14 protein-coding genes and 1 other annotated feature are annotated in these 15,256 nt (G+C 44.0%); all 14 genes read left to right on the top strand.

What is annotated here, in order from left to right:
• Window positions 1–2 precede the first annotated feature (2 nt).
• Complete coding sequence (locus tag DWZ33_RS16130; protein ID WP_022939513.1) at window positions 3–302, top strand: DUF4312 family protein; 300 nt, start codon at window positions 3–5, stop codon at window positions 300–302.
• Window positions 303–1,022 carry a DUF4311 domain-containing protein gene (locus tag DWZ33_RS16135; RefSeq protein ID WP_022939514.1) on the top strand — a complete coding sequence of 240 codons (720 nt, stop codon included), beginning with the start codon at window positions 303–305 and terminating at the stop codon, window positions 1,020–1,022.
• A 12-nt stretch (window positions 1,023–1,034) separates the two neighbouring features.
• Complete coding sequence (locus DWZ33_RS16140; protein ID WP_022939515.1) at window positions 1,035–1,682, top strand: DUF4310 family protein; 648 nt, start codon at window positions 1,035–1,037, stop codon at window positions 1,680–1,682.
• 11 nt (window positions 1,683–1,693) lie between these two features.
• Entirely contained in the window at window positions 1,694–2,800 is a 1,107-nt protein-coding gene (locus DWZ33_RS16145; protein WP_118455898.1) for a DgaE family pyridoxal phosphate-dependent ammonia lyase, read from the top strand.
• 1 nt (window position 2,801) lies between these two features.
• Entirely contained in the window at window positions 2,802–3,536 is a 735-nt protein-coding gene (dagF, locus tag DWZ33_RS16150) for a 2-dehydro-3-deoxy-phosphogluconate aldolase (protein ID WP_118455900.1), read from the top strand.
• Between the two features lie 54 nt (window positions 3,537–3,590).
• Entirely contained in the window at window positions 3,591–4,703 is a 1,113-nt protein-coding gene (locus DWZ33_RS16155) for a DgaE family pyridoxal phosphate-dependent ammonia lyase (RefSeq protein ID WP_118455902.1), read from the top strand.
• A 57-nt stretch (window positions 4,704–4,760) separates the two neighbouring features.
• Window positions 4,761–5,939, top strand: a complete 1,179-nt coding sequence (locus DWZ33_RS16160) for an iron-containing alcohol dehydrogenase (protein ID WP_118455904.1) — start codon at window positions 4,761–4,763, stop codon at window positions 5,937–5,939.
• Between the two features lie 214 nt (window positions 5,940–6,153).
• Window positions 6,154–7,176: an aldose epimerase family protein gene (locus tag DWZ33_RS16165; protein WP_022939520.1), complete on the top strand. Its 1,023-nt coding sequence runs from the start codon at window positions 6,154–6,156 to the stop codon at window positions 7,174–7,176.
• 1 nt (window position 7,177) lies between these two features.
• Entirely contained in the window at window positions 7,178–8,464 is a 1,287-nt protein-coding gene (locus tag DWZ33_RS16170) for a galactokinase (protein WP_118455906.1), read from the top strand.
• Between the two features lie 79 nt (window positions 8,465–8,543).
• On the top strand, window positions 8,544–9,518 hold the full coding sequence (locus DWZ33_RS16175; protein ID WP_118455908.1) for a substrate-binding domain-containing protein: 975 nt from the start codon (window positions 8,544–8,546) through the stop codon (window positions 9,516–9,518).
• Between the two features lie 98 nt (window positions 9,519–9,616).
• Window positions 9,617–9,919 carry a YciI family protein gene (locus tag DWZ33_RS16180; protein ID WP_118455910.1) on the top strand — a complete coding sequence of 101 codons (303 nt, stop codon included), beginning with the start codon at window positions 9,617–9,619 and terminating at the stop codon, window positions 9,917–9,919.
• A 229-nt stretch (window positions 9,920–10,148) separates the two neighbouring features.
• Complete coding sequence (locus tag DWZ33_RS16185) at window positions 10,149–11,447, top strand: MFS transporter (protein ID WP_118455912.1); 1,299 nt, start codon at window positions 10,149–10,151, stop codon at window positions 11,445–11,447.
• A 24-nt stretch (window positions 11,448–11,471) separates the two neighbouring features.
• On the top strand, window positions 11,472–12,521 hold the full coding sequence (locus DWZ33_RS16190) for a GNAT family N-acetyltransferase (RefSeq protein ID WP_182425797.1): 1,050 nt from the start codon (window positions 11,472–11,474) through the stop codon (window positions 12,519–12,521).
• 83 nt (window positions 12,522–12,604) lie between these two features.
• Window positions 12,605–12,789 (top strand) — a binding site (T-box leader).
• Window positions 12,790–12,826: 37 nt separating this feature from the next.
• Window positions 12,827–15,220 (top strand): leucine--tRNA ligase, encoded by a 2,394-nt coding sequence (gene leuS, locus DWZ33_RS16195; RefSeq protein WP_118455916.1) that lies wholly within the window; start codon window positions 12,827–12,829, stop codon window positions 15,218–15,220.
• The last annotated feature ends 36 nt before the right edge of the window (window positions 15,221–15,256 follow it).

The raw sequence follows: 15,256 nt of genomic DNA on the forward strand, positions 1-15,256 counted from the left end.
TCATGAGCGAGCAGCTGCTGAAGGAGATGGATCATACTGTTACGGTGACAATGAGCGGTGACGGTATGGTTGATACGGTGGGGAAGATTTTTAATATGATGCGCAAGCAAGTATTCCAGGATATCAACAAGCCGATCATCCAGATGGATACTCAGGAAGTCTATTTTGACAAGGTGGATGTCACAGAAAAGAAGGAAGCTTTCCTGTTTATCTTCATGCCAAGAGTACGCCGTTATTACACGGTAACTGCCCGCATTGTATTAAAGGTTAAGTATTTAGATGTCCAAGAGGAGGATAAGTAAATGAATGTCGAGGTTATACTTTATTCAGTAATTATTGGTGTTATCGGCGGCGGCTGTATCGCGGCCGGTGCTGCCAGAATGTTCCATGCACCTGAGATTCAGGCGATGGGCGCATTCAGAACATTGGGAGAATTTAACGCATGTAACGGAGACCCGGTTGCCCATTTCTCATTCGGGTTAGGGTTCTTCTTCTCAGCAGCGGCTTCTGCGTTAGGTGCCGGTGCTTTATCAGGGGATGTATTCCATCGTATTGTACCAAACTGGGCGGCTGCGTCATTGCTGGTTAAAAACCGTAATGTTGAAGAAACGATCCAGAATCCGCGCAAAATGATGATGGCTGGTTCAGTAATCGGCGCCTTAATTGTTACCTTCCTTAATACGATGGCGACAATTATTCCAGAAAAGCTTTCTTTGATTGCGAATAACGTATTGACACCAGCTACCGGTTGGATGCTGAATCCGGTCATGCCTGCTATTTTCTGGCTGGCAGCGATTGACGCGGGCCGTTACACAGGTATGTGGGGTACGATTTTAGGCGGTATTTCCGCATTAGTATCAGGCAATGCGGTGCCAGGTATCGTATTAGGTATCCTGATTGGTAAATCAGCTGAAGAAAATGGTTATAAGAGCGGCATCGTTAAGGTTCTGATTGCAATTGTTGTGGTAATGTTCATTGCCATCGCATACTTCAGAGGCTTCTTTGCTAAGCTTGGTCTGTAGGAGGAACAATCAATGGAAAAGAAAACATTTGCACAAAAGGTTGATGCCTTTTTAATGAAAGATGAAACGTTTATTTTATTGATTATGGGAGCTGCGGCGGCAATCTTCGCAGGTACCTTTATGTATATTAAATTCGGCACGGGTGCATTTAATGATATCGCGATTGTACAAATGCTCAGAGATGGTCTTGACGGCGGTGATTTCGCGGCAGCGGCAGGCTTTGCGGCTGGCTTCTTGATTGCCCGTGTACTGGAAGGACCATTAGTAGGTATTCTTGATATCGGCGGTTCTTTGATGACAGGTGTTGGTATCGGTATTCCGGCATTATTATTATCGATGGGTGTTACAATGCCATTTGACAATATTCTGTTCGCATTAGTAACCGGCGCAGTGATCGGTCTTGTCTTAGGTGCGGTAATCATCGGTATTCGTAAGCTGGTTCCGGATGGTGTTGCGGTTGGCGGTACTAGTATCATGATGGGTGCTGGTAATGCGACCGGCCGTTATTTGGGCCCGATGATTATTGTAGCTGCTTGTCAGTATAATGTTTGGGCTGGTATCGGTTCAATTATCGGCGGTGCGATTTTCTACAAATTAGGTAAAGAAATGACCGGCGGCGCGATCCTTGGCGCTATGATTCTCGGCGCATTCTTCCTATAGGATCAATTGCTATGAGCATTTATTCAACGATCGGACTGCCAAGAGTGATTAATGCGGCCGGCCGAATGACAGCACTTGGTGTTTCTACCCTTAGTGATGAGGTTGCCAGGGCAGTTGTCGAAGGCGGTCAGTCTTATGTGGTTATCGATGAATTAATGGATAAAGCCGGCGAAATTATCGCTGCCTATACAAAAGCAGAAGCCAGTCTGGTAACATCCAGTGCTTCAGCGGGAATCTGCATGAGTGTGGCCGGTGTTATTTCTAAAGGCAAGAAATCAATTGTTGAAAGACTTCCTGATTCGAGCGGCTTGGCGAATGAGATTTTGCTGATGAAGGGGCATGTCGTTCAGTTCGGCGCGCCGATTACCTCACTGATCCGCCTGGGCGGCGGTCAGCCTGTTGAGGTTGGCATGGCTAATGATGTCAGTGAAACCGATATGATTGAGGCAATCAGCGATAAAACAGCGGCATTGCTTTATGTCAAAAGTCATCACTGTATTCAGAAGGGAATGCTCAGTCTTGAGAAAATGATTGTAATTGCGCATGCTCATAATCTGCCGCTGATTGTTGACGCGGCAGCCGAAGAGGATATGTGCAAATATGTTGCGATGGGTGCTGATCTTGTTATTTACAGCGGTGCTAAAGCACTTGAAGCGCCGACTTCCGGTTTTGTAACCGGCAAAAAGCAGTATATAAATTATGCCAGAAAGCAGTATAATGGTATTGCCAGACCGATGAAAATCGGTAAGGAAGGCATCATGGGACTGTTAAAGGCAATGGAGCTTTATTTTAATAAAGATCATGCTGCCGAGGTTAAGCTGAATCTTGAAAGTGTTGCTTATCTGAATGAGCAGATCAATCAGATCAAAGGCTTAACGGCAATACAGGTTCAGGATGAGGCCGGCCGTGAGATTTATCGTTCTCAGGTCAGTGTTGATGAATCACTGACTCATAAGTCAGCTTTAACCATCGATGCTGAGCTGCGTTCAGGGAATCCAGCGATTCACTGCCGCAAGCATTTGCTGAGTATGGGAATCTTATCCTTTGATACCCGACCTTTGGGTAAGGGGGATAAGGAAATCATCGCTGCGCGTCTAAAAGAAATTGTGGAGGGTTAATATGTCAAATATCAATTATTATAACGATCGTGTATGTCTGAATGTACTGGCAGGTAATTTGGAAAACGCGAAGGAAATCTATGCGGCTGCCGAAAAGCATGTAGTTGTCGGTGTGCTGTCAGCGAATTATCCTGATGTGCCAAGTGCTGTCGAGGATATGAAGAAATACAATGAAGCTCTGGAAGGCAATCTTTCTGTAGGGCTTGGCGGCGGCAACCCGAATCAGTGGCGGGCCGTTGCTGAAATCGCTAAGGAAATCAAGGCTAATCATTTCAATCAGGTTTTCTCAGCCGTAGGCTGGACACGGGCGAATGTCGGTGACGACTGCTCACATATCAATGCGCTGGTATCACCTACCGGCACACCGGGTTTAGTTAAAATTTCTACCGGGCCGTTAAGCAAGGACGCTGAGCCGGCATTGGTACCGGTTGCTACAGCTATTGCGATGATTAAGGAAATGGGCGGCAATTCCGTGAAATTCTTCCCAATGGGCGGTTTAAAGTGTAAAGATGAGCTGATTGCGGTAGCAAAGGCTTGTGCACAGGCTGACTTCATTCTTGAGCCAACCGGCGGTATCGATTTGGATAACTTTAAGGAAATCCTTCAAATCATTTTAGATGCTGGTGTCAAGCAGACCATTCCGCATGTTTATACATCAATTATTGATAAGGAAAGCGGCTGCACCCGGATCGAAGATGTAAAAACTTTAATGAGCATTGTGAAAGAACTTGCTTAAATAAATCAAAGAGGCAATTCTGCCTCTTTCTTACTTTAGAAATGAGGGAAACGAATGAATATCTATACAGAGAATGGTTTACATGGCGTTATCAATGCTTCTGGCAGAATGACTAAGCTAGGTGTTTCAACTGTCAGTGAAGAGGTCGGCAAAACATTGGTTGAGGCGGCTGGCAATTATGTAGTCATTGATGAATTGCTTGAATGGGCTGGCAAACGTATCGGCGAGCTGATCGGCTGTGAAGATGCCTGTGTTACTTCCAGTGCCTCCAGCGGCATTGCATTGAGTGTGGCCTCGCTGATCTGCGGTGATGATCTGCAGAAGGTGCATCGTTTTAGTGAAACGGTGTTGAATACAAAAAAGCGTGAGGTTATCTTGTTAAAGGGACATAATGTTGATTTTGGCGCGCCGATTGATTCAATGATTGAAATCGGCGGCGGCAAGGTTGTGGAAGTCGGTTATGCCAATGGTTCGAAAATTGAAGATATTACGCATGCCGTTAATGAGAATACGTGTGCGATTTTCTTTGTGAAGAGTCATCACTGTGTTCAAAAGGATATGGTTGATGTGCAGACGGTTATTAAAGCTGCCAATCAGCTTAATATTCCATGTATTGTCGACGCGGCGGCGGAAGAGGATCTGTCTAAGTATGTACAGATGGGCGCTGATTTTGTCTGCTATTCAGGTGCTAAAGCATTATCCGGACCGACCAGCGGCTTTGTCGCCTGCGCGCACAGTAAAGATGCGGCGAATATGCGGCTTCAATACAAGGGTATTGGCCGGGTTATGAAAATCGGCAAGGAAAATACGATGGGCTTGGTGAAGGCGATTGAAATCTATCAGCGCAATCACGGTTATGTGCCAACGGTTACTTATGAAGATTTAAAAGCATTCACGGAAAGCTGCAATACCATTAAGGGAATCACAGCTTCGATTATTCAAGATGAAGCAGGACGCGCTATTTATCGCAGTAAGATCAATGTCAGCGAGGCTGAATACGGCATGAATGCCAAAGCGCTGGTGAAACAGCTGCAGGCTCATGATCCGGCAATCTATACCCGCGATTATCAGGCTAATATCGGTTCAATCGCGATTGATCCGCGGCCTTTGAAAAATAAAGGCGAGCTGGATACGATTTTTGAAGTATTAAAGAAATTAGGTAAATAAGTTTGCCCCGGGATATTTCTCGGGGTATACTGTTTCTGTAAGCAAAGGAGGCAATTTATGGATAATTTTGTATTCTATAACCCAGCTAAAATCATTTTTGGCAAGGATCAGGAAAAAACAGCAGGCGAATGGATCAGAAAATATGATGGACATAAGGTATTGCTGCATTACGGCGGCGGTTCAATTAAGAAAAACGGTGTCTATGATACGATTATCGCTTCTTTGAAAGCGAATGATCTGCCTTTTGTTGAGCTTGGCGGGGTGGTGCCGAATCCGCGTTATTCACTCATTCAGGAAGGCATCGCATTATGTAAGCGTGAAGGTGTCGATTTTATTTTAGCTGTCGGCGGCGGCAGTGTCATCGATTCTGCGAAAGGCATTGCGGCAGGTGTATTGCTAAATGAAGATGAAGATTTATGGGAAGATTATTATATGTTTAAACGCGGCCCTGAAAAAGCGCTGCCGCTAGGTACGGTATTAACAATTCCGGCTACCGGTTCAGAAAGCTCGCGCAGCTCGGTAGTAACTAATGAAGCCACTCATTTTAAGCGTTCCATGGCTGCTGACTGCATGATCCCTAAGTTTTCAATCATCAATCCAAAGACGCATTATTCACTGCCGCCTTATCAGATTGCCTGCGGCTGTGCTGATATTCTGGCTCATCTGATGGAGCGTTATTTCACACCCACTGAAAATGTTGATTTCACTGATCGGATGCTGGAGGCAAGCATGAAAACGGTAATCAACTACGCGCCGCTGGCTATCAAGTATCCAACTGATTATAATATCCGGGCTGAAATAGCGTGGGTGGGAACCATCGCCCATAATGGCTTATTAAATACCGGCCGCCTTGGTGATTGGGCAAGTCATGATCTGGAACATGAATTAGGTGCCATTTATGATATCTATCATGGCGAGGGATTAGCGATTACTTTCCCGGCATGGATGAAATATGTTTATAAACAGAATCCAAAACGCTTTGTGCAATTTGCGCAGCGGGTATGGGATGTAGAATTTTCAGCGGAACAGGAGGAAAGAATCATTCTTGAAGGCATTCATCGTCTTGAGCGCTTCTTTACTGAATTAGGTTTGCCGATCCGCTGTTCACAGCTGCATATCGATCATTCAAGATTTAGAGAAATGGCTCAGAAAATCATGGTTAACCGCGATCATGAGGGTGAATTCATGAAGCTCTATGAAGAGGACTGCTATCAGATTTACTGTTTGTCTGAATAATTGTTTAGTTTTGATATAAAATCTCATCAACATCATAAAATTTAATTAAAAATATGGATAATCTATTCAAAATATAGATTATCTTTATTTATTATATGGAAATTCTATGGTTATCAAAGATTTTTGATAATTGGCTCTCTTTAAAAGCAGGGGCTGTAATGGTATACTTGTACTATATGAAAACGCTTTAATAGTGTTTTAGACGGAGGTGTTTATGAGCGAAATAAAGATTGAAGATTTTAGTTCGCCCCAGCATGAAGCGAAGCTGTTTATTCTGAAAAATGATGAGTTGTGTGTCAAAATCACCAACTACGGCGCCGCTATTACAGCGATCTTAATGAAGGATCGCCAGGGGAAGGTTGATGATATCGTTTTAGGTTTTGATGATTTGGATGGTTATCTGAAGGACAAGGGCAATATTTATTACGGTGCAACCGTTGGCCGCTGTGCAAACCGCATAGCAAAAGGTAAGTTTACAATCAACGGCGTCGATTATCAGACAGCCATTAATAACGGGCCTAATCATCTGCATGGCGGTATTGATAATTTTTCATCGAAGTTTTTTGATGCCGCGATTGAAAATGACAGTCTGTGTTTGACCTATGTTTCCAAAGATATGGAAGAGGGATATCCAGGCAATCTGACGCTGAAGGTAATCTATACATTAAGCGGCAGTCAGCTGAAAATCGTATACCGCGCAATCAGTGACAAGGATACGGTTTGCAACATCACTAATCACACTTATTATAATCTGTGCGGTGAGGGCAGCGGCGATATCGGCGCCCATCTGCTGCAGATTAAGGCAGACCGTTTTGTAGGCTGTGACAGTGATGGCTTGGGCGGTGAAATCCTTGATGTCAGCGGGACACCCTTTGATTTCAGAATGCCGCATCCAATCGGGGAGCGGATCTATGATGAGGATATCCAGCTGAAAAATGGCTGTGGCTATGACCATCACTTCATTTTTAATGATGATCACGATCAGGTCTTACTTCGGGAAGAGCATTCCGGCCGGCAGATCACTTTTTCTTCAACCCAGAACGGCGCGCAGATTTATACAGCTAACTGGTTTAATGAAGAACACGGCAAAGGCGATTCAATTTATAATTACCGCGGCGGTGTGGCAATTGAATGCCAGCAGATGCCGGATGCAATCAATCGTGAGGGTCAGCCTTCATTGTTAAGAGCGAATGAAGAATATTATCAGGAAACAACATGTACATTTGAGGTGAAATAAAATGAAAAAAATCAGCGTATTAAAAAATGAAATTTTAAATGGAATGCATGATGAGCGTTTAAGAGAAATTTATCTTTGTGATGATGCGGGACTGACAAATCAAAAGCAGCGTTATGTGCAGCTGCTCCATCGTTATGAGACTTTATATGGCGATGAAGAAGCGGCAATCTATTCAGCACCGGGCAGAAGTGAGGTCAGCGGCAATCATACGGATCATCAGTTTGGTAAAGTGCTGGCGGCTTCCATTAATCTGGATGCAATCGCAGTTGTGTCAAAGCGCGATGATGATGTGATTCAAGTTTATTCATCAGGCTTCGAGATTGCCCCGGTGGATCTTAAGGTACTGGCGGTACAGCCAAATGAGGCTGGCCGATCAGAAAGCTTGATCCGCGGCGTGGCAGCTCGTTTAAAGGCGTTGAACTATCAAATCGGCGGTTTTAATGCAGTCATGACTTCCAATGTTTTAAGCGGTTCAGGTTTATCCTCCTCAGCGGCATTTGAGGTATTGATGGGAACCATTCTCTCCTATTTATATAATGAGGGAGCTATTGATCCAGTATTGATTGCTCAGACTGCGCAGTATGCGGAGAATAATTATTTTATGAAACCATGTGGTTTAATGGATCAGTGTGCATGTTCAGTCGGTGGTTTTATCGCCATTGATTTCTTTGATAATCAGCATCCGATCGTAGAAAAACTGGATTTTGATTTTTCTAAGACGGGTTATAATTTGTGTATTACGGATACGCGCGGTGATCATGCGAATCTGACCGATGAATATGCGGCTGTGCCGGCGGAAATGAAGGCTGTGGCAAAAGCGATGGGTCATGAAGTGTTAAGTCAGTGCTCTGAGGATGAATTTTATGCGGCCCTGCCTGAATTGCGGAAGCAGCTTGGCGACCGTCCAATTCTGAGAGCGATTCACCTGTTTGCGGAAAATAAACGGGTTGATGAACTGAAAAAGGCACTGCATGCGGGTGATATTAATGCCTTTATTGATTTGATTAAGGCAAGCGGCCGCAGCTCAGCGATGTATCTGCAGAATATTTATGCGAATTTTGAGGCTAATAATCAGCCGGTATCCGTGGCGCTTGCGGTTTCTGATCATCTGCTTGAGGGTAAGGGCGCATGGCGTGTTCACGGCGGCGGTTTTGCCGGTACGATTCAGGCCTTTGTTAAGAATGAAGATGTAGAGACCTATTATAATGCGATGGAGCATCTGTTTGGTGAAGGCAGCTGCTATATCTTAAAGGTAAGAAATATCGGCGGCTGTCAGGTGCTTGATTAAAGACAGACCCTCATGTCCCAATGACTCAAGAAAATGGTATAATAGTCATGCTGATGCGAGTCATTAAGAGGAGGACATCATGAAAAAGTTAGAAAAAGCACTGTTGGCCTTGCTGCTGCTGGCCGGCATGGGCGGCTGTACCAAGAAGGAAGCGCCAAGTCAAGAAACAGTGAAGAATAAAACTAAGGTATGCGCTTCAATCAATCGTGAGGATGCTAAGGCAGAAACTTTGGTCGAGATTGAACTGAAAGCTGCGTTTGCTGAATTGGCTGACACTTTGCCAACGGAATTGAGCTTCTATAATGTCAGCAAGGATCAGGCGGCTCAGAATACGGCGGTTGATACGATGCTGAAAGAGAGCTGTGCTGCGGTTATCATTGAGCTTGTTGATATTGCTGCCGCGCAGCCGATTATGGAAAAGCTTCAGGCGGCTGGCTTGCCGTTAATTTATATTGAAAACGATCCGGGTGATGAAATACTCAACGCCTATGCGGATAAATCAACGTATATCGGCCCGGATATTCAGAAAAACTATGTGCTGCAGGGTGAGATCGTCGCATCGCTGCCTAATACCGGCAACATCAACGGTGATGATCAGGTTTCAGCGGCCATTCTTTCAGTCAGTGAATTAAGCATTGAGAATCAAAATGCCATGCTGAGCGCGGTGGCTGCTAAAGGGGTGCGGGCCGAAATCCTTGAAGCTGCGGTGAGTGAAAACGATCGTGAAAAAGGCAAGGAAGCCGCTGCTCGTTTATTGAAGCGCTATGGTGATGGCTTAGATGTGGTTTTTGCTGAAAGTGAAGCATTGGCTTTAGGTGCTGCTGACGCGATTTCAGCGGCCGGCCGTGAAAATGGCATAAATATTTATTTGATCAGCGGGGAAGACAGTCAGGCTGTCCGCAATTTCATCAATGATACATTGATTGAAGGATCGTTATGGGATGATGTTGAAGCCCGCGCAAAGGCAGCTGCCGAGAGTGTTAAAAAAGCGCTTAAAGGTGAAAGTCTTGGACTTAAAACATTAATAACCAATAAGCTGGCAATGAAAGGGTAAAAGCGCGTTATCGCGCTTTTCTTTTGGGCGCTTTAGTGGCTTGACATATGGTTCTGTGATAAAATAAGAGCATCGTGATAGAAGCCGGAGGAATGAAAATGAAATATTTCTTGGTAGAAGGAATCGTAACGCATCCAGAAAAAATGACGGATTCGCTGATGCAGGCACATCAAGCTTATACGGAAACATTAATGAAAGCAGGGCAAGTTCTTTTTTCTTCTTTAAAGAGTGATATGAGCGCTTCAGTAACCGTAGTGAAAGCTGAAACATTACAAGCGGTTCAGACATTTTACCATCAGGAACCCTTTTATAAAAATGATGTGCTTACTTATTCAATTACTGAATTAGCTGTTCATTATCATGCATCTGATACAGAGCATTGGTTTCAAGCAGCGGACTAAATCAAAAACAAGGTGTGCGTTTCGCATGCTTTTATTTTGTTTACTTACTAACAAGCTGCCTGTATAATAAAGCTATCATACAATTTGAGGAAAGGATCATTTTATGAAACTAACTATTGCAGCTGCTCCGTGCATCGCCTAAATGCGGATATCAATGCATGGAGAGTATAAATTAAGTATCCGCTAGGGGCTTTGCACTTTAATCATTATTAAAAAGGAGCAAAGTCAAATGAAAAACTTTAAACAAATTATAAAACAATTACACATATTTCTTTTATTATGGAGTACGCAGTCATTTTCATCATTAGGCAGTTCAATGACTGGATTTGCGCTTATTTTGTGGTCATATGAACAGCATGGCAGTGCCTTGCTGACTTCTTTCTTATCAGTCTGTACTTACGCGCCCTATGTGCTGCTTAGTATTTTTGCCGGGACATTAAGCGATAAATGGAATAAAAAGGTTACCATGCTTTTATGTGATGGAATGGCAGCATTAACAACAATTGTTGTCTTATACTTATTAAATACCCATCAGTTACAGCTGTGGCATCTGTATGTTGTCAATTCTGTCAATGGCATCATGAATGCGCTGCAGCAGCCAGCCAGTGATGTGACAATTACCTTGCTGACACCGCGTGAATTGTATCAGCAAGTAAGCAGTCTGCGCAGCTTTTCTGATTCGTTGATTACGGTTCTGGTGCCGGTAATTGCTTCTAGTCTTTATGCGTTTTTAGGATTGCGGGCAGTGATTGCTTTCGATCTGATTACCTTTATGACGGCTTGGCTTACCTTGATCTTTTTGATCCAAATACCAGCCTTAGAATCAACAAAGCATGAAGCGGCTGAAACTTTTTGGCAGAGTACGAAGCAGGGTCTGCTTTTTCTGAAAACGCATCGGGGTATCTTAGATTTGATTTTATTTCTGGCAATGATCAATCTGGCTGCATCGATGTATCAAGCGGCGCTGCCTGCTTTGCTGCTGTCAAGAAAGGGCGGCGGTGAAACTGTTTTGGGTTTGGTGAATGCTTGCTGCGGCTTGGCGAATCTGGCTGGCAGTGTATATTTGTTATTTAGTAAACCGCCGAAAAGCCGGATTGCTGTCATCTGCAATACATTGCTGTTTTCAATGATGAGTGAAAATCTGATTTTGGCGCTGGGAACTGAACCGTGGATGTGGTGTTTGGGAGCAATCTTAGGCTGGATCTGCATTCCTATCATGAACACCAATCTCGATGTTGTGCTGCGCTCATCCATTCCCGCCGCGATTCAAGGCCGAGTATATTCAGCCCGCAATACGCTTCAGTTCTTTACGATACCGTTAGGTTATTTTCTGGGTGGTTATCTGGTAGATTGGGTATTTGAACCATTTATGGCCGCACAGTCAGAGGGGCTTTTGGTTCAGCTGTTTGGCAGCGGCAAGGGCAGCGGCGCGGCACTTTTGTTTTTGATAATAGCTATTTTAGGCATTGTTACCTGTTTGATTTTCCGTCATGACCGGTATATCTGGCAGCTGGAAAAAACGGAATAAAGCAATCCGATGGGAGGAATAATTTTGATTACAATCAGAATGATGGCAGGCGATGAAGTAAAGCCAGCTTTAAAGTTAGCAAGAAAAGCGTTTGCCGGTATTGAGTGTTTATTTATCAGCAAGCCCAAAACGGGAATCGTGGCATTGATTGATAATCAGATCGTCGGCGGTGTTTTTGTGAAACAGATTTCGATTCAAAACGGCAGTCTTGGCTATCTTGATACTGTTTTTGTTGATCCGGCCTATCAGGGACAGGGCATTGGCCGGCAGCTTGTAGCCGCCGCCAGCGATTATCTCTTACAGCAGGGCTGTCAAGTGCTCAGCGGTATTGTAAAGGATGATAATGTCGGCTCATGGCAGTCTTTTCTGGACAGCGGTTATAAAAGGGTAAGCTTAAAGAAGGCAGCACATCATTTAGGCATGGATGGAATGCTTAAGCAATATTTTGTCACTCCCTTATTTGCCTGCAACGGCATGGAATTATATCTGAATGTGAAAACAGCCCCGCTTGATGCAAAGAAGGTACATTCTCTGCCGCAGATTATCGCTTATTTAGGTCTTAATGCGGTTTTAATGCTGGCTGCTTATTTCAATCATCAGCCCTTTAATCTGTTCTTATGCATCTATCTGCTTTTACTGGCCGGCGGTGTGCTGTTTGGCTGGCTGGGCAGCTGTCTGACAAAAAGAGAATGGTATTTCCGTCTCAACAGCGGCGGCGCAGTGCTTGTTGCTTTCATTAATTTTGTCGGCGGTTTATATCCGATGATAGGCAGCTGGTACCCAAAACAATATGAAAATACACCGGCTTTCAGAAAAGCTATGGGCATCACAGCGCTGTGTGAATGGTGTTTCTATCTGGCTATTACCCTGCTGGCTTTTCTGATGGCAAACCAAGCTTCAATTTTTAAGCTGACCGCATCTTTAGGAAGTGTTTTCCTGCTATATCGGATAATAGCGGTATATCCCTTTGAATCCTATGGCGGCAAGCGGGTCTATCAGTGGCATAAAGCTGTTTTTCTGCTGATGGCAGGCTTATCGCTTGGCTTAATTCTGATGGTCAACGGGCTGCTTTAAGCATGATTATCAAACATGGATGATTATCCTTAAATTGTCCTTAATCCGTTGACTTAAAGGCTTAAAACTGCTATTATAGTTAAGGAATGGCGATGAATTAGAGTAGTAATGGAAGACAGCATTAAAGAGAGCTGATGGCAGGTGTGAATCAGTATGCGAAATCTGTGAACTCGCTAAGGAGCCTTGGCTGATCCGGCGTTATCGGATAAATGAGGGCATGCCTTTAGGCATGAACTAAGGTGGTACCGCGTAATTTAACGTCCTTAGAACAGGACGTTTTTTTATTGGAAAGGAAGGAAAATAAAATGGGATTTAACCACAAGGAAATTGAAAAGAAGTGGCAGAAGTATTGGCTTGAAAATAAGACTTTTGCCTGTGATACATATGATTTCAGCAAGCCGAAATACTATGTGCTGGATATGTTTCCATATCCAAGCGGCAATGGTCTGCATGTCGGACATCCGGAGGGCTATACAGCTACCGATATCATTGCCCGTATGAAACGGATGCAGGGTTACAATGTTCTGCACCCAATGGGATGGGATGCTTTTGGTCTGCCGGCTGAACAGTTTGCCATCAATACCGGTCATCATCCGGCGGCTTTCACGAAGAAGAATATTGATCATTTCCGTGAACAGATTCAAAGCCTCGGTTTTTCTTATGACTGGGATCGTGAAATTTCAACGACGGATCCTGATTACTACAAATGGACACAGTGGATTTTTACTAAGCTATATGAAAAAGGCTTAGCCTATGTTGATGAAATTCCTGTTAACTGGTGCCCAGAATTAGGAACGGTGCTGGCTAATGAAGAGGTAATCGATGGTAAGAGTGAACGCGGCGGCTTCCCGGTATATCGCCGGCCGATGCGTCAATGGGTATTGAAGATTACGGAATATGCAGAACGTCTGCTTGAGGATTTGGATCTTTGTGATTGGCCGCAGTCAACCAAGGAGATGCAGATCAATTGGATCGGTAAATCAACCGGTGCGAATGTAATCTTTAAAATCAAAGATACTGATAAAGAATTTACTGTCTTTACAACTCGCTGTGATACTTTATTTGGAGCTACTTACTGTGTGCTTTCACCGGAGCATCCTTATGTCGATGAAATTACCAGTGCCAAGCAAAAAGCGGAAATTGACGCTTATAAAAAAGCCTGCGCCACGAAATCAGATTTAGAGCGTACAGAGTTAAATAAAGAAAAAACCGGTGTATTTACCGGTGCTTATGCGATCAATCCGGTTAATGGCAAGGAAGTGCCAATCTGGATTTCGGATTATGTATTGGCAAGCTATGGAACAGGAGCTATCATGGCGGTTCCGGCTCATGATACGCGTGACTATGAATTTGCCAAGAAATTTGGCTTGGATATCATTCCGGTGCTTGAGGGCGGCAATATTGAGGAAGCGGCATGGACAGAAGACGGTCTGCATATCAATTCTGAATTCTTAAATGGCATGAATAAGGAAGATGCGATTAATACAATGCTGAAATGGCTTGAGGAGCATCATTGCGGTAATGCCAAAACAACCTATAAATTACGTGACTGGCTGTTTTCACGTCAGCGTTATTGGGGGGAACCAATTCCTATCGTATTAATGGAAGACGGCACTAAGCGCACGGTTGATATCAGTGAGCTGCCGCTGGAACTGCCGGAAACGACAAACTTTAAACCAAATGAAAGCGGTGAGTCACCATTAAGTCACTGTGAAGATTGGCTGAATGTGGAAATTGACGGTGTAAAAGGCAAACGTGAAACAAATACGATGCCGCAGTGGGCTGGCAGCTGCTGGTACTATCTGCGTTATATCGATCCAAAGAATAATGATGCTTTGGCTGATCCGAAGCTGCTGGAGCATTGGCTGCCGGTAGATTTGTATGTCGGCGGTGCTGAGCATGCGGTTCTGCATCTGCTTTATGCCCGTTTCTGGCACAAGGTGCTTTATGACTGCGGTGTAGTGCCTACTAAGGAACCATTCCAAAAACTGTTCCATCAGGGCATGATTCTTGGTGAAAACAATGAGAAAATGTCTAAATCAAGAGGGAATGTTATCAATCCTGATGAAATTGTCGAAGCATTGGGTGCCGATTCATTGCGTGTTTATGAAATGTTTATGGGACCTTTGGAAGCGGCGCTGCCTTGGAGTACAAAGGGACTTGACGGTGCGCGTAAATGGCTGGATCGTGTTTATCGTCTTTATACTGAATCAAATAAGATTGTGGATACGAATGACGGCAGTCTCGATAAGGTCTATCATGCGACCGTTAAGAAGGTAACGAATGATATTGAAACATTGAATCTGAATACAGCTATCTCTCAGATGATGATCTTTATCAATGAATGTTATAAAGCAGAAACGATTTACCGTGAATATGCTGAAGGCTTTGTGAAAATGCTTGCCTGCTTTGCACCGCATCTTGGTGAAGAATTATGGCAGTATTTAGGACATGAAGGAACCATTGCTTATGTGGCTTGGCCAGTCTATGATGAAAGCAAGCTGATTGAAGATGTGATTGAAATCGTCGTTCAGGTTAATGGTAAAATGCGTGGTAAATTCAGCTGCCCGGCTGATGCTGATGAAGCGTACATCAAAGAGGAAGCATTGAAATTAAAACCGGTGCTTGCTCAGATTGAGGGTAAGGAAGTCAGAAAAATTATTGTAATCAAGGGCAAAGTTGTTAATATTGTAGCTTAAAATAAAAGCGAGAATGCTTTATCATCATGTGATGAA

Source organism: Dielma fastidiosa (assembly GCF_003475485.1).
Lineage (GTDB): Bacteria > Bacillota_I > Bacilli_A > Erysipelotrichales > Erysipelotrichaceae > Dielma > Dielma fastidiosa.

Bases quoted from the DNA above. Each gene is read 5' to 3' on its own strand.
- DWZ33_RS16130 (WP_022939513.1), top strand. From the start codon at position 3: ATGAGCGAGCAGCTGCTGAAGGAGATGGATCATACTGTTACGGTGACA.
- DWZ33_RS16135 (WP_022939514.1), top strand. From the start codon at position 303: ATGAATGTCGAGGTTATACTTTATTCAGTAATTATTGGTGTTATCGGC.
- DWZ33_RS16140 (WP_022939515.1), top strand. From the start codon at position 1,035: ATGGAAAAGAAAACATTTGCACAAAAGGTTGATGCCTTTTTAATGAAA.
- DWZ33_RS16145 (WP_118455898.1), top strand. From the start codon at position 1,694: ATGAGCATTTATTCAACGATCGGACTGCCAAGAGTGATTAATGCGGCC.
- dagF (WP_118455900.1), top strand. From the start codon at position 2,802: ATGTCAAATATCAATTATTATAACGATCGTGTATGTCTGAATGTACTG.
- DWZ33_RS16155 (WP_118455902.1), top strand. From the start codon at position 3,591: ATGAATATCTATACAGAGAATGGTTTACATGGCGTTATCAATGCTTCT.
- DWZ33_RS16160 (WP_118455904.1), top strand. From the start codon at position 4,761: ATGGATAATTTTGTATTCTATAACCCAGCTAAAATCATTTTTGGCAAG.
- DWZ33_RS16165 (WP_022939520.1), top strand. From the start codon at position 6,154: ATGAGCGAAATAAAGATTGAAGATTTTAGTTCGCCCCAGCATGAAGCG.
- DWZ33_RS16170 (WP_118455906.1), top strand. From the start codon at position 7,178: ATGAAAAAAATCAGCGTATTAAAAAATGAAATTTTAAATGGAATGCAT.
- DWZ33_RS16175 (WP_118455908.1), top strand. From the start codon at position 8,544: ATGAAAAAGTTAGAAAAAGCACTGTTGGCCTTGCTGCTGCTGGCCGGC.
- DWZ33_RS16180 (WP_118455910.1), top strand. From the start codon at position 9,617: ATGAAATATTTCTTGGTAGAAGGAATCGTAACGCATCCAGAAAAAATG.
- DWZ33_RS16185 (WP_118455912.1), top strand. From the start codon at position 10,149: ATGAAAAACTTTAAACAAATTATAAAACAATTACACATATTTCTTTTA.
- leuS (WP_118455916.1), top strand. From the start codon at position 12,827: ATGGGATTTAACCACAAGGAAATTGAAAAGAAGTGGCAGAAGTATTGG.